Origin of the sequence: Nocardia sp. NPDC052566, from assembly GCF_044547285.1 — a bacterium.
GTDB lineage: Bacteria > Actinomycetota > Actinomycetes > Mycobacteriales > Mycobacteriaceae > Nocardia.
Genome location: NZ_JBIUAF010000002.1, coordinates 1,077,881 through 1,092,855, shown reverse-complemented (window position 1 = coordinate 1,092,855; position 14,975 = coordinate 1,077,881). Strand labels below are relative to the sequence as shown.

Here is a 14,975-nt window from a genome sequence, read left to right as displayed (position 1 = left end):
GCCGAGGGCAGCCCCGGCCCGCGCACTCACGGAGCACGAATACACGACAGCCGGCCATCTGGCCGACTTCCCGTGTACCGAATCGGTACACGGGAAGTCGGCAGGTGTGCGGCCGCTGAATCAAGCTCGGGTGAGCAGGCGGCGCAGCGGGCTGGGACGCAGGACCGAACCGCCGCGGCGGGCGGCGGGGCGCCGCTCACGTACGAGGCGGTCGAAATCGGTTGCACTGCCCGCCGGTTCGGGCAGGCGTCCCGCGTTGAAGTCGTCGGCCAGCTGCTGGACCGTCTGCTGCGCGCACGACTTGTTGGTACCGATGAACCCGGTGGGACCACGCTTGATCCAGCCCGTCACGTAGGTGCCGGGGAAGACCGCGCCGCCCACCTGTTCCAGTACCCGGCCGTCCAGGTTGGGAATGACGCCACGCGTGTCGTCGAACGGGAGACCGGGCAGCGCCACCCCGCGGTAGCCGACCGAGGTGAGGACGAGTCCGGCGTCGAGCCGATCGGTGTCGCCGGTGGGCACGGCCGTGATCCGGCCCTGCGCATCGGTGCCGAGAGTATTGCGCGCGATCTCGACGCCGGTCACCTCGTCCGTGCCGAGGATGGCCGTCGGCGCGGCCAGGTAGCGGAACACGATGCGCCTGCGCGCACCGAACGGCCGGTCGCCGACGCTGTGCAGCAGGCGCAGCTTCTGCTCGGTCCGATACGGCAGTTCCCCGGCGATCTCGGGCAGTTCGCCCTCGATGGCGATATCCACGTCGGCGCCGAGCAGCCCCACGAATTCCGGCACGGTGAAGGCGGATTCGGCCGGACTGCGGCGGCCGAGCACGACCACCTCTTCGATCTTGCTGTCCCGCAACGCCCGCAGCGCGTGCGGCGCGATATCGGTGCGCGCCAGCGCTTCCGGATCGCTGGTGAGAATGCGCGCCACATCGAGGGCGACATTGCCGTTGCCGACGATCACCGCCCGCCGCTGCGACAGGTCGAAGGTGCGGCCCGCATGATCGGGATGCCCGTTGTACCAGGCGACGAAGTCGGTGGCGGAGGCGTTGCCCGCCAGCCCTTCACCGGGGATGCCGAGCTTGCGGTCCGACGAGGCGCCGACGGCATAGAGCACCGCGTGGAAGTGCCCGAGCAGCTCCTCGTGCGAAATATGCTTGCCCACTTCGACATTCAGGTACGACCCGAAACCGGGCTGGTCCGCGATGACGTCGAAGAGCCTGCTCACCTGCCTGGTCTTGCCGTGATCGGGCGCCACCCCGTGCCTGGCCAGGCCGTAGGGCACCGGCAGCTTGTCGAACACCGTCACCGAAACGCCGGTCTGGGTCAGCAGCTCGTCGGCCGCGTACATGGCCGAGGGGCCCGATCCGACGATCGCCACCCGCAGCGCGTGCCGCCCGGTGTCGATCGCGGCGGCGGGCACCGGGCGCGCCAGCAGCGGCCGCGGGCGCGACTGCCGGTAGAAAGCCGCATTGATCTCGATGAACGGCTTCTGTTCCTCGGTCAGCTTTTTCGTCGAGGTGATGGCATCGACCGGGCAGGCCGAGGCGCACGCGCCGCAGTCGACGCACGCCTGCGGATCGACGTACAGCATCTCCGCCGTCCGGAAATCCGGCTCGTCGGGCGTGGGATGGATGCAGTTGACCGGGCAGGCGTACACGCAGGACGCGTCGCTGCAACAGGATTGGGTGACGACGTAGGGCATCCGGGTTACGCGGCCTTGCCCGCGCGCAGCGGCTCGGAGCGATAGCGGGTGCTGTGGCCGTCGATCTTCAGCAGCTTCCACACGTTCTTGGCGATCGGGTTCATCAGCCCGATGTCCTTGGCGAGGGTGCGCACGTCGGCGAAGTAGTCGCTGAAGGTCTGCTTGGCTTCCTTCGACCCGTAGAACAGCTCCTTGCGCACCTGCTCCGGGATGTCGAACTCCTGGAAGAACGCCTTGGGCGGCGTCGCGATGGACCGGCCGAGAATCCACATGACGATCGGCATGGCGATCGAGAGCACCAGCTTGTTGAACTGATTCGCCTCGGGCACATGGTTCTTCAGGAACTCGTGGGCGAAGGAGATGTGGCGCGCCTCCTCGGCGACGTGAATCGCCATGACGCCGAGCATGATCGGGTGCACCTCGTCGCCGGAGCGCAGGATCTGCTTCTGGATGTGGTCGATCGGCTCCTCGCCGGCGAGCACGGCCATGAAGAACAGATTGGGGAACCACGCGGCCACGGGGGCGCCGAGGTACTTGAACTTGCGGACCAGCGGGCCCATCCCCGGCACGTCGATGCCGATCCGGTTGACCATCTCCTGGAACATCAGGGTGTGGTTGTGCTCCTCGATCATCTCGTGGGAGCAGTAGCGGAACTCGGGCGAGCCGTTGGGCAGCCCGAAGTTATGCGTCACCATGCCGCTGATCAGGATGGATTCGAATTGCAGGCCGACCTTGGCCACATTGGCCTGGCGGTATTTGCCGACGGCGATCTTCTGCTCGTCGGTCAGCGCGAGGTACCAGGGGTGGCGGCCGAGCGGGTCCGCCGAGGGCGGCAGAATCCAGCGCTCCTCGCCCGCGTCGACGGCGAAGTCCGGATTGTCCCAGTCGATATCTTCGAAGGGATCGAAGTGCTTGTTGATCGAACCTTCCGAGAGCAGCAGCAACTTGGCTGCGTACTCCTGGGCCTTCGCGACATCGGGATCGACGGCGGGCGTCACGGCTGTGGACATCGTCGTCACTGCCTCTCCTCATGGGACGATTTACCTGTATCCCATAGTTACACTTACGAGGAGTTGCGTCAACCGCAAGCACGCAGCTTCGCCGACGGCGCTCGAGCGGGGTGGTCGGGACCCAGCGCAAGCGCCGCCGGGAAGCCTCCTTTATCGCAGACCGAACTGCGACAAGCCCTGGATCACGACATCACCGGGTAGCACCAGCGAAACCACCAGGCCACCGGCCGAAAGACCGACGGCGAGGGCGGCCCTGGTCAACCGGCGTTTCGTCCGGCGTGACAACACCAGGGCCCTGGTCGCCGCACGACGATGCGCACCGTTGCGGCGACGGCCGAGATGCCGCGGCAGCGCCTCCTCGGCCGCGGCGGCGGCGCGCCTGCCGATGATCGCGGCGCCGTCGGCGATCGTGCGCTCCGGATCGGGCGCGGTGATCACCGGGCGGGCCAGTTCACCGGCCAGCACCTGCGCCACCTCGACCGGCCGCGCCGCACCGCCGACCACGAGTACACAATCCACATCGGCCATGGTGACGTCGGCGACGCGCAGGCAGCGGTAGACCAGTTGCAGCGAGGAACGCACATGCAGGGTGCGCAGCTCATCGGCGGTGGTGCCCTCGACCGAGCCGGACAGCGAGGCCACGGGCAGTCCGCGCGCGGCGTGCTGGGCGACGAGCGCGCCGAAGGCACGGCCGCCGAACGCGGGCGAGCGCATCGGCTCCCCGACGATCGGATTGAGCGGACAGCCCGCGCCGACCCGGACCAGCGTGATGTCGAGGCTCGACCCGCCGAGGTCGTACACCAGCGCCAGGCCGGGCATGAGCGGGCCGCGCTCGGCCTCGAGCCAGGTGGCGGCCGCGATGGGTTCGGCGACCAGTGCCACGTGGGCCAGGCCGAGCGCGTCGAGCGCCGATCGGAGGTCGGCCACGTGTTCCGGGCCGTAGCGCGCCGGATGCGTCAGCGCTACACCGATTCCCGTGCCGTGATCGCCATAGGCCGGATGATCGTGCAGCGCCTCCCCGATCAGCGATTCGGCGACCATCGCGACCAGATCGGCCTGCGTGAGCGCCCGGTGACCGACCCGCGCCTGCGCGATGGAACGCTGAGTGAGGTCGGCGAATTCGGTGATCGCGCGCCCGTGCCGGGGAATCATGCCGACCCGCGCCAGGCCGGTGCTGTCGAAGGTCAGCGTGGTGCGGCGGGTGATGGCCTGGGAGCGCTGGGCCCAGCGGCGCCCCGGCGGAGCCTTGGCCGAACCCTCCTCCGCGAGAGCGGAAACCGTGTTCACCGTGCCGATGCTCAAACCCAGACCAACCGCCATCGCAAGCCACCGATCGCCGAGCCGATTTGCTTCGAACCCTGTTCACGCAACCACTCCGCGACTCGCCTGCCAACCACCGGACACCACATTGTCCGCACCCCGCCGCTGCCGATTCCCGTTGCTGGACAAGATCGTTGGCTTGCCCGCCCGCGTAGGGTGTCGATTTGCCGGATTCCCCTGCGGCAGGCCGAAGTTCGGTATCGGCCCCGCATTGTTCGCCGAACCGCTCCGACGGCGCGCCTACCCGTCTCCACGTGCGGCAACGCCCCCTAACAAACCCCTAAGCCGGTGCCGCGCAACGCACTAAGAACCGTCCAGTACGCGAGCGGGCGCCACGCCGCGCCGGATGCGGACACGCGCGGCGGAGGATCGCCGCGGCGACACCGACACGCAGGACGCGCCGCGCCCGCGACGGATTTGATCCGCCGCGGGCACGACAGCCAGCACAAGATCGGCAACCCCTCAGCGAGTGAGGATCTCCAGCACCATATGCGCCGCCTGCTCCTGCCACTGCGCGTACAGCGTCGGGAACGCCGAACTCTGCGTGGCCTGTGCGGCCTGCCAGAGCGGGACGATCATGTAGTCCGGCGCCTTGCGCTCGAGCACATCCAGGAAGATCGTGGTCGCGTAGTGCGGATCGGTGAGTTGCTCGGGCATGCCCCATCCGGCCGACGGGCGCTGCTGGAACAGGCCGAGCGAATCGTGGTCGACCGGATCGGTGATGTTGCGCAGCGTCGATTCCTGCAGCGCGGTGGCGAGCGCGATCACCGCCGCATAGGCGGGCATCCGCCGCTGTTTCACGATTTCCACTATGCGCCTTGCATTTTCGAGCTGTTCGGGGCTCGGCTCGAACCGCTGCTGATAGCCCTCGACGCCGATCGGCAGCAGGTGGCCCATCGTCACGCCCGCGTAGGGGTCGGGCGGCAACGGCGGTGCGACCGGGGCGGGAGCGGCGGTCCTCGGCACCACGACGGGCACCTCGAGCGTCCGCTCCTGGACCGATACCTGGGGCACCGGTAACTCGATCCATTCGTCGGATACCGGCGCCGCGGCGTCGGCCGAATTCGCGGAGAAAGCGACGATCACACAGCAGAGGGCAGCAGAAAATAAACCGTGTATTCGTGTCGACATGGCTCTCCATGCATTCTGGACAGGCGCCATCGCCCCACTCAGCGCACACCTTCCCCGCGCACGCGAAAAGGGTCTGGCGAATTATTGGGGAGACTCGCCACAATCGGCGAGTCGAGGCAGGGCCACCCGAGGGGCCGCGACGAGATCACTTTCCGAAAAACATCGGGTTCACTCGTTTGTCATGGGGCATATTCGACCACATGTAAATCGGATATATGCTCATTTCACTACGGCGTGTCGCCGATCACATCGAACCGAGGTCAATGCGGCATCATGCCATCTAGCTGGGAAAATACTAAGCAGACCGGGAATGCAAGCATCACGGCGAATTAGTTTTCCGAATCAGCGAAATAGCCGTATTACGCCGTAACCGGCTAGTTGGCGGGCAGCTCGGGAATGCGCGTGGCACGCGCGTATACCGTCTCCCCATCCGACAACCGCAGCGCCTCGGCATCACCGCGCGTCACCTGCGCGGCGAAAAGATCACCGGTCGCGGCATTACGCAGCTCGACCCGCACCTCGAATCCGAGATGGACGACGCGTTCCACCGTGGCACGGGTGACGCCGGCCGATTCCGCGGTGCCCTCGTGCGCGGCGAGCGCCATACTCGGATCGCGCCCGACGCGAATATCGTGCGGCCGCACCAGATGGCCGTTCAGCCGGGCCACCGCGCCGAGGAAGGACATGACGAATTCGTTGGCCGGGCGGTCGTAGACGTCCTCCGGGCTGCCGATCTGCTCGATGCGGCCCTTGTTCATCACCGCGATCCGGTCGGCGACGTCGAGCGCCTCCTCCTGATCGTGGGTGACCAGCACGGTGGTCACGTGCACCTCCTCGTGCAGCCGCCGCAGCCAGGTCCGCAAATCGGTGCGCACCTTGGCATCCAGTGCGCCGAACGGCTCGTCGAGCAGCAGCACCTGCGGGTCGACGGCCAGCGCCCTGGCCAACGCCATGCGCTGGCGCTGACCGCCGGACAGCTGCGCCGGATAGCGGTGCTGGAAGCCGTCGAGGCCGACGATGCCGAGCAGTTCGTCGACCCGCTTGTTGATCTCGCCCTTGGGGCGCTTGCGGATCTTCAGGCCGAACGCGACATTGTCGCGCACGGTCATGTGCTTGAACGCGGCGTAGTGCTGGAAGACGAAGCCGATATCGCGCTTCTGCGGCGGCACGTGGGTGACGTCGTTGCCCGCGATGGTGACGATGCCGGAATCCAGCGATTCGAGCCCGGCGATCGAGCGCAGCAGCGTCGACTTGCCGGACCCGGAGGGGCCGAGCAGCGCGGTCAGCTCGCCGGACGGGATGTCGATGGTGACATCGTCTAGTGCGGCGAAGGTGCCGTAGTTCTTCTTCGCGTTGGTTACGGTGATCACTTCGTGCCCCGCTTACGTTCGAGGAGGGTCATCAACAGCAGGGTGACGAGGGCGATGCCCATCAGCAGGGTGGCCGCCGAGTAGGCGCCGAAGGTGTTGTGGTCGTTGATGTATCGACCGTGCACCAGCAGGGTGAGGGTCTGCGAGATACCGGGCAGCGCCGAGGAGACCATGATCACCGCGCCGAATTCGCCGAGCGAGCGGGCGACGGTGAGCACGATGCCGTAGCCGAGGCCCCAGCGGATCGCGGGAAGAGTGATGCGCCAGAACGTCTGCCACCGCGACGCACCCAGCGTGGCAGCGGCCTGCTCCTGATCGTCACCGATCTCGTGCAGCACCGGTTCCACCTCGCGCACCACGAACGGCAGCGTGACGAAGATGGTGGCGATCACCATGCCGGTCAGTCCGAAAATTACCTTGAAGCCCCAGTTTTCGACGCCGCCGAACCAGCCGTTCTTGCCCCACAACAGGATCAGCGAGACGCCGACCACCACCGGCGACACCGCGAACGGCAGGTCGACGATGCCCTGAACCAGGTTGCGGCCGGGGAAGTTTCCGCGCACCAACGCCAGCGCGGTGACGACGCCGAACACCACGTTCACCGGCACCACGATCGCCACGATGAGCATCGACAGCTGGAACGCGGAGATGGCCGCCGGCGTGGTGATCGAATCGATGAACGCGCCGATCCCCTTTTCGAAGGTGCGCCACAGGATGATGATCAGCGGCAGCACCAGCAGGATGAACAGGTACCCGAGGGCGACTACCCGCAGCGAAATACGGGTTGGCCAAGACAGATTCATCGCGCCTCCTGCTCCTTGCGGATGCTTCGCTCGGCGAACAGGCGGAGCACGAGCAGCGTCGCGAACGAAATCGCCAGCAGCGCAACCGAGACCGCGGCCGCGTTGATCGGCCGGTCGATCTCGATCTGCTGCTGGATGTACTGCGAGGCCATCTGCGTCTCGCGCGGAATGTTGCCGCCGATCAGCACCACCGAACCGTATTCGCCGATGGCCCTTGCGAAGGCGAGGCCGCCGCCGCTGATCACGGCGGGCCCGAGCGTCGGCAGCACGATGCGGCGGAAGGTGGTCCAGTTGTCCGCGCCGAGCGAGAGCGCGGCCTGCTCGACCTCGCGGTCGGCCTCGATGAGCACCGGCTGCACCGAGCGGACCACGAACGGCAGCGTCACGAACGCCAGCGCCACGATCAGGCCGGGCTGAGTGGCGTTGAGGTGGATATTGATCGGGCTCTGCGGGCCGTAGAGCGACAGCAGCACGATGCTCGCCACGATGGTCGGCAGCGCGAACGGCAGGTCGATCAGCGCGTTGACGATCGACTTGCCGGGAAATTCGTCGCGGACGAGCACCCAGGCGATCAGCGTGCCCATCACCACGTTCAGCACCGCGACGATCACCGAGACGAACACGGTGACCCGCAGCGAGTCGAGCGCGGCGGGCGCGGTGACCGCCTCCCAGAAGCCGGACCAGCCCTCGTCGAAGGAGGTGACGGTGAGCGCGGCCAATGGCAGCAGCACGATGATGCTGAGCCACAGCACCGCGGTGGCGATACCGAGCGGACCGACCGAACCGGTCACGCGCAGCCAAGACCAGGGGCGCTTACCGGGAGCGGTCCCGGTCCCGGCGTTACTACTGTCTGTCACAGTGACCTAGTATCCCTGTGCTTACTTGGTGGCCTTGTCGTAGATCACCGCGACCGAGCCCGTGTTCGCGGCGAACAGCTCCTTGTCCACGGTCTTCCAGCCGCCGAGATCGGCGATCGTCCACACCTTCTGCGGCGTCGGGAAGTCCTTGGCGTAGTCGGCGGCGACCTTCGGATCGACCGGGCGGAATCCGGCGGCGGCCCAAGCCTTCTGGCCCTCGGTGGTGAACAGGAAGTCGCGGAAGGCCGCGGCCTTCTCCGGGTGCTTGCTCGTCTTGAGCACCGCGACCGGGTTCTCGATCTTGAAGGTGGCCGGCGGGATGAAGTGCTCGATCTTGTCGCCGTTGCGCTCGGAGAAGATCGCCTCGTTCTCGTAGCTGAGCAGCACGTCACCGGTGCCCTGCAGGAAGGTCTCGGTGGCCTCGCGGCCCGACTTCGGCTGTACCTTCACGTGATCCTTGGAGATCAGCTGGCTCAGGTAGTCGAGGCCCGCCTGCGGGTTCTTGCCGCCGTCGGACTTGGCCGCGTACGGCGCGAGCAGATTCCACTTGGCCGAGCCCGAGCTGAACGGGTTGGGCGTCACCACTTCGATGCCGGGCCTGAGCAGGTCGTCCCAGTCCTTGATGCCCTTCGGGTTGCCCTTGCGGACCACGATCGCGACGACCGAGCCGAACGGAATGCCCTTGGTGGCGTCGGCATTCCAGCTCGCGTCCACCAGGCCCGCGTCGACGAGACGGGTGATGTCGGGCTCGACCGAGAAGTTGACGATATCGGCCTCGGCGCCGTCCTTGACCTTGCGCGACTGGTCACCCGAGGCGCCGTAGGACCCGAGGATCTGAACGCCCTTGCCCTTCTCGGTCTTGTTGAACTCCGGAATCACCTTGTCGAAGCCGGGCTTGGGCACCGCGTAGCCGTACAGGTTGAGGGTGCCGCCGCTCTTGTCGTTGCCGCTGTCGCTGGTGCTGTCACTGGCTCCACCGCCGCACGCGGTGAGAGCGACCGCCGCGAGCGCGGTGAGGGCGACGGCGGCGTGGCGACGGCGCGAGGAGAGCCAGGTGTTGCGAGACATGGGGGTGGTGCCTTTCGTACGGACCGTCGATGCCGGGAGCGGCGATGCCGACGGATAAGACTGTGCTGATCGGTAGACCTGCCGCCGGGGTTGGTGCGGCAGTGGCGCGACTATCGGCCGATGGCCGCCGTGGTCGGGAAGATCTGCGAAAGGTTGCACGCCAGTCTACGAGGCAGGACGCGCGGAACTTCCCGGGTCGCCGATCAGCGACAGAGAATGTCCGCGACAGCGAGATTGCCGACAGCGATCAACGCCAGTTCATGGCGGACCTGCGGGACGGCACTCGAAGACACGGGCAGACTGTAGCAGAGCACTCGATACGAATCCGAATTGCCGCTGGCGACTGCTTACAGGTCGCGCGAAGCGGTCAGAGTCGCAGAAAGAGGGGGGTTTCATCCCATGACTACCAGCCCGGATCGGGTCCGCACCCGTTTTCCCGGAATCAGCACCCGCACCTGGGAGCATCCGGCCGACCGCACCGCGCTGGTGACGCTGCGCTCGCTGGCCGGTTTCGACACCATCCTGCGCACGCTGTCCGGCCTGCTGCAGGAGCGTCAGCACCGCCTGCTGTACCTGGCCACCGCGGTACGGGTGGACGAGCGCCAGTTCCGCTCGCTGCACCAGCTGCGCCAGGACTGCGTCGAGATCCTCGACGCCAAGACCACCCCCGAGATGTTCGTGCTGCAGGATCCGCGGCTGAACGCCTTCACCATCGGCATGGACCGGCCGTTCATCGTGCTGACCACCGGCCTGATCGATCTGATGGACACCGAGGAGCTGCGTTTCGTCATCGGCCACGAGCTCGGCCACGCGCTGTCCGGGCACGCGGTGTACCGCACCATGCTGATGCATCTGCTGCAGCTCTCGGCGAATATCGGCTGGATGCCGGTGGGCGGCTGGGCATTACGCGCCATCGTGGCCGCGCTGATGGAGTGGAGCCGCAAATCGGAGCTGTCCGGCGATCGCGCGGGGCTGCTCTGCGGCCAGGACGTGGACGCCTCGGTGCGGGTGCACATGAAGACGGCGGGCGGCACCTGGATCAAGGAGATGAACCACGGTGCCTTCCTCGAGCAGGCCGACGACTACGAGCGCTCCGGCGATCTGCGCGACGGCGTGCTGAAGCTGCTCAACCTGGAATTGCAGTCGCATCCGTTCTCGGTGCTGCGCGCCGCGGAGCTGCGCCGCTGGATCCAGTCCGGTGAGTACGGGCGGATCGTCGGCGGCGACTACCCGCGCCGCGACCAGGACAAGCACGCCAGGATCGGCGACGAGATCAAGGAGGCCGCGCGCACCTACAAGCAGAATTTCGACCAGTCGGAGGATCCGCTGATCCGCACGGTGCGCAACCTCGGCCGCGACGTCGGGTCGGCGGTGAACACCGTCGGCCAGGAGGTCGGCGACGCGGTCTCCAAGATCGGCAAGCGGTTCAACGACTGGCGCACCGGCGGCGACAGCGAGAACTCCTGATCAGCGGCTGATCAGCCAGGCGAGCACGACGAGGACGATCAGGGCGATGAGGGCGAGCTGAACGCGTGAACGAGGCATCAGCGCGCTCCGCTCTGCACGACGGTCCGCGGTTCGACGGCGGGCAGCGTATCGGGGATGAACAGCTCCGCGGGCGGCTGAGCGGCGTGATCGCGGCCGAGCAGCCGCATCACGACGCGCAACAGCCGATCGAGCGCGAAGGCGATGGCGAAGCTGACCGGAACCATGCCGACCAGCACGACAAGGAACTGCGGGATAAAGGGCAATCCCGCGACCCACAGCTCTACGCCATCCCACCAACCCGCGATCTGATGCACCCTCCCAGCCTAGTAGCCGACCGAGCGGAGTTCACTCGCGCGTTCGGTGGACGGCAGGCGGCGGCGGGCCGAAGATGGGTGAATGGCCTACTCCGAAGATGGCGCCACCGATCCCGCCGTGCTCGACGAGCCCGCGGACCTGCCGTTGGTCAGCCCGCTGGGTGATATGGGCCACCGCGCCGCCTTCCCGCCCATCGACGACTATGCCTTCCTGTCCGACTGCGAGACGAGCTGCCTGATCGCCAGCAACGGCGCGGTCGAGTGGATGTGCGTGCCGCGACCGGATTCGGCGAGCGTCTTCGGGGCGATACTCGACCGCAGCGCGGGGCATTTCCGGATCGGCCCGTACGGCGTCAACGTGCCTGCCGCCCGCCGCTACCTGCCCGGCGGCATGATCCTGGAGACCACCTGGCAGACCGCGACCGGCTGGCTCATCGTGCGCGACGCGCTGGTGCTCGGCCCGTGGCACAACAACGATCAGCGCAGCCGCACCCACCGGCGCACCCCGGAGGACTGGGACGCCGAGCACATCCTGCTGCGCACGGTGAAATGCGTGAACGGCACGGTCGAGCTGGAGATGAGCTGCGAACCGGCCTTCGACTACCACCGGGCGGGCGCGCGCTGGGAGTACACGGGCAAGGTCTACGAGGAGGCCACCGCCACCTGCACCGGCGATGCGAGCACCTGCCCGACGCTGGTACTGACCACCGACCTGCGCCTCGGGCTGGAAGGCAGGGAGGCACGCGCGCGCACCAGGATGAAGGAGGGCGACGAGGTCTTCGTCGCGCTCACCTGGTCCGAGTTGCCCGCGCCGCGCACCTATGAGGAAGCGGCGCAGAAGATGTGGATGACCACCGAGTGCTGGCGGCAGTGGATCACCCTCGGCAACTTCCCGGATCACCCGTGGCGCAACTACTTACAGCGCAGCGCGCTGACGCTCAAGGGCCTCACGTACGCGCCGACCGGCGCACTGATGGCGGCGGCGACCACCTCGCTGCCGGAAACCCCCGGCGGCGAACGCAATTGGGACTACCGCTACACCTGGGTGCGCGATTCCAGCTTCGCGCTGTGGGGCCTGTACACCCTCGGCCTCGATCGCGAGGCCGACGACTTCTTCGCCTTCCTCAACGACGCCACCACCGGTGACGACGGTGAACCCGTTGCGCTGCAGGTGCTTTACGGTATCGGCGGCGAGCGCACCATCACCGAATCGGCGCTCGACCATCTGACGGGCTACGAGTGCGCACGCCCGGTGCGCATCGGCAACGGCGCCTACAACCAGGATCAGCACGATATCTGGGGCACCATGCTCGATTCGGTGTATCTGCACGTGAAGTCACGCCAGCAGGTGCCGGAAACGTTGTGGCCCTTGTTGGAGCGCCAGGTGGTCGCCGCTATCGCGCACTGGCGCGAACCCGACCGCGGCATCTGGGAGGTGCGCGGCGAGCCACAGCATTTCACCTCGTCGAAGGTGCAGTGCTGGGTGGCGCTCGACCGCGGCGCGAAGCTGGCCGAGATCCACGGCCAATACGAGCGCGCCACCGAGTGGTACGCGATCGCCGACGAGATCAAGGACGACATCCTGACCCATGGGGTGAACGCGAACGGCGTGTTCACCCAGACCTACGGCGGCGACACCCTGGACGCGTCACTGCTGCTCGTGGTGCTGACCCGGTTCCTGCCGCCGCAGGACCACCGCGTGCGCGCCACCGTGCTCTCGATCGCCGATCTGCTCACCGAGAACGGCCTGGTGCTGCGCTACCGCACCGAGACCACCGACGACGGATTGACCGGCGCGGAAGGCACTTTCACGATCTGCTCGTTCTGGCTGGTGTCGGCGCTTGTGGAAATCGGTGAGCTGCAACGGGCCAGGCATCTGTGCGAGCGGCTGCTCGGCTACGCCAGCCCGCTACGGCTCTACGCGGAGGAGATCGATTCGCGCAGCGGCCGCCATCTCGGCAACTTCCCGCAGGCGTTCACCCACCTGGCCCTGATCAATGCGGTCACCCACGTGATCAGGGCCGAGCAGACGAACGGGGCCGGACGGTTCCGGCCCGCGCACACGCCAGCGAATCACCCTGTGTGAGAAAGGATTACACCGGCGCCAAGGCATCGGCGCGCTCGCGCAACGCATGCAGCGCGGCGAGCCTGCTGTCGAGATCGGCGACCCGGTCCTTACCGTGGTCGCCGTACTTGGCGTAGGCCTCCTCGGCGCCGCGCAGCGCCTCGTCGGTCGCGCGGGCCACCTCGGCGGCGATATCGGTGAAGTGATCGCGCAGCGCGCGCTGCATGGCGCGCAGGCGATTTCGCGATTCCTTGCCGACCTGGAAGATCACATCGTCCATCAGCCGGGAGACCGCGACCTTGGCCTCGGCCCTGCGGCGCGTCTTGCGGCTCTTGCGGTCGTCCCACAGCGCGTTGACGCCGAGCAGCACGCCCGCGCCCGCCGAATACCAGTTCACCAGCGACATGCCGATCAGGCTGGTGGCGAGGCCGACCATCAGGATGCCGCCGTAGGAACCGCGCAGACCCGACAGGAACTGCTGCGTCACACCGGCTTTCGCGCTCTCCAGCGGTTCGAGCGGCTGCACCGGCTCCAGCGCCTCCCCCGGATTGTTCAGCCGCAGATCCGGCAGCGGCGGGGTGCGGTGATCGGCCGGGAAGCGCGCGGCCACCTGCTCGCACAGCTCCACCGAGCGGTAGTGCGCCATCACGAAGTTCTCTTCCACCGCCTCGGCGATGCGCGCGTCGAGGTCGGCGCCGAAATCCTTCCATCGCCGCGCCGGATCGGTCTTGCCGATCTCGGTCTCGGCATCGCGGACCAGGCTGCGTAGCCGGTGGCGCAGATCGTGTTCGATGTCGGCCATCAGCTCCGTGCTGCCGTCCATCAGCGTCACCTGCCAGTTCGCTGTGCGCTGGCGTAGCTGATCGGCCTCGGCGCGTGCCGAGGACAGCGCCGCGGTGATCTCGGCACGCCGCCGCGGATCGCGCAGTGCCTCGGCCTCACTGCGCAGCCCGAGTGCCAGATGGTCGATGACGAGGCGGATATCGCGCACCGCCGCGTCCAGTGCGACCGTATCGGCACGGGCCACCACGTAGTCGCGCAGGTGATCGATGAGCTGGGGCACACCGGATTCGACATCGCGCTGGTAGTTGCCCGCCGACGCGGCCTGGCGGTGCAGCAGCGCGGAAACCGGCGCGACCGCGAAACCCATGCCGGACGCGTCGAGCAGATCGCGGTTGCGCTGCTGGACATGGGACCACTGCGGGTAGATGTCGATCATGTTGAGCACGCAGATGACGGTCGGGCAGATCTGCTGGATGCGCTGCAGATACCCGATCTGCTCCGTGGTCAGCTCGGTGCCCGCGGCCGCGACGTAGAGCACGGCGTCCGCGGCGGCGATCATCGACCAGGTGGTGTTGTCCTCGGTGTGCCCGCCCGGCGCGTCCATCAGCACGATGCCGTCGGCGAGCAGCGCGCTCGGCTCGGTGAATTCGGCGCGGATCACGCCTTCGGCGTTCAGCGCTGGCGCCGGATCGAGCGGATCCACCGACTGACGCTCGGTGCGCCCGGAACCGGTGGTGCGCACCAGCGTCGCGGTCGGCTCGGGTCCGTACTCGACGATCACCGGTGCGCTCAGCGCACTGTCGGTGGCACTGACCTCGGCCCCGACCAGGCTGTTCACCAGGGTGCTCATGCCGTTCTTGGGGTCACCGACCACAACGAGGCGCACCCGTGGATCGCTCACCCTGGCCCGGACCATGCTCAGACGGCCGCCGAGATCGTCCCGGCCGGCGGATCGGGTCAGCTCCCGCAGTTCGTCGAGAAGTCGGATGACCGGTGCCATCGCGTCCGGATGTTTCACCGTCGCGGCCTTCAGCCCGGCTGCGGCAGACAACCCTCCTCCTT

At 67.4% G+C, this 14,975-nt stretch carries 13 protein-coding genes; 2 read left to right on the top strand and 11 right to left on the bottom strand.

What is annotated here, in order from left to right; all coding sequences use genetic code 11:
- Positions 1-120: 120 nt before the first annotated feature.
- The 9 genes from ACIG5A_RS11975 to ACIG5A_RS11935 form a co-directional block, all read right to left on the bottom strand.
- On the bottom strand, positions 121-1,704 hold the full coding sequence (locus ACIG5A_RS11975) for an FAD-dependent oxidoreductase (RefSeq protein ID WP_397240169.1): 1,584 nt from the start codon (positions 1,702-1,704) through the stop codon (positions 121-123).
- 5 nt (positions 1,705-1,709) lie between these two features.
- Positions 1,710-2,714 (bottom strand): diiron oxygenase, encoded by a 1,005-nt coding sequence (locus tag ACIG5A_RS11970; RefSeq protein ID WP_397240605.1) that lies wholly within the window; start codon positions 2,712-2,714, stop codon positions 1,710-1,712.
- A gap of 150 nt (positions 2,715-2,864) precedes the next feature.
- Entirely contained in the window at positions 2,865-4,034 is a 1,170-nt protein-coding gene (locus ACIG5A_RS11965; protein ID WP_397240168.1) for an Hsp70 family protein, read from the bottom strand.
- Between the two features lie 462 nt (positions 4,035-4,496).
- Positions 4,497-5,120 (bottom strand): hypothetical protein, encoded by a 624-nt coding sequence (locus ACIG5A_RS11960; protein WP_397240167.1) that lies wholly within the window; start codon positions 5,118-5,120, stop codon positions 4,497-4,499.
- A gap of 419 nt (positions 5,121-5,539) precedes the next feature.
- A complete protein-coding gene (locus tag ACIG5A_RS11955) occupies positions 5,540-6,535 on the bottom strand; it encodes a sulfate/molybdate ABC transporter ATP-binding protein (protein ID WP_397240166.1) in 996 nt (331 codons plus the stop codon).
- Complete coding sequence (gene cysW, locus ACIG5A_RS11950; protein ID WP_397240165.1) at positions 6,532-7,338, bottom strand: sulfate ABC transporter permease subunit CysW; 807 nt, start codon at positions 7,336-7,338, stop codon at positions 6,532-6,534. Before cysW ends, ACIG5A_RS11955 begins: the two co-directional genes overlap by 4 nt.
- On the bottom strand, positions 7,335-8,135 hold the full coding sequence (cysT, locus tag ACIG5A_RS11945) for a sulfate ABC transporter permease subunit CysT (protein WP_397240604.1): 801 nt from the start codon (positions 8,133-8,135) through the stop codon (positions 7,335-7,337). Before cysT ends, cysW begins: the two co-directional genes overlap by 4 nt.
- Before the next feature lie 81 nt (positions 8,136-8,216).
- Positions 8,217-9,263: a sulfate ABC transporter substrate-binding protein gene (locus tag ACIG5A_RS11940; RefSeq protein WP_397240164.1), complete on the bottom strand. Its 1,047-nt coding sequence runs from the start codon at positions 9,261-9,263 to the stop codon at positions 8,217-8,219.
- 203 nt (positions 9,264-9,466) lie between these two features.
- Positions 9,467-9,556 (bottom strand): Ms4533A family Cys-rich leader peptide, encoded by a 90-nt coding sequence (locus tag ACIG5A_RS11935; RefSeq protein WP_309546086.1) that lies wholly within the window; start codon positions 9,554-9,556, stop codon positions 9,467-9,469.
- Positions 9,557-9,662: 106 nt separating this feature from the next.
- On the opposite strand from ACIG5A_RS11935, the gene ACIG5A_RS11930 reads away from it, so the two are divergent.
- Positions 9,663-10,730 carry a M48 family metallopeptidase gene (locus ACIG5A_RS11930; RefSeq protein ID WP_397240163.1) on the top strand — a complete coding sequence of 356 codons (1,068 nt, stop codon included), beginning with the start codon at positions 9,663-9,665 and terminating at the stop codon, positions 10,728-10,730.
- A 77-nt stretch (positions 10,731-10,807) separates the two neighbouring features.
- Here ACIG5A_RS11930 and ACIG5A_RS11925 read toward each other — a convergent pair whose 3' ends face one another.
- Positions 10,808-11,065 carry a hypothetical protein gene (locus ACIG5A_RS11925; RefSeq protein WP_397240162.1) on the bottom strand — a complete coding sequence of 86 codons (258 nt, stop codon included), beginning with the start codon at positions 11,063-11,065 and terminating at the stop codon, positions 10,808-10,810.
- An 82-nt stretch (positions 11,066-11,147) separates the two neighbouring features.
- Here ACIG5A_RS11925 and ACIG5A_RS11920 point away from each other — a divergent pair, with 82 nt between their 5' ends.
- Entirely contained in the window at positions 11,148-13,151 is a 2,004-nt protein-coding gene (locus tag ACIG5A_RS11920; protein ID WP_397240161.1) for a glycoside hydrolase family 15 protein, read from the top strand.
- Between the two features lie 7 nt (positions 13,152-13,158).
- On the opposite strand, the gene ACIG5A_RS11915 is transcribed toward ACIG5A_RS11920, so the two are convergent.
- Positions 13,159-14,964, bottom strand: a complete 1,806-nt coding sequence (locus ACIG5A_RS11915; RefSeq protein WP_397240160.1) for a dynamin family protein — start codon at positions 14,962-14,964, stop codon at positions 13,159-13,161.
- Between the last annotated feature and the right edge of the window lie 11 nt (positions 14,965-14,975).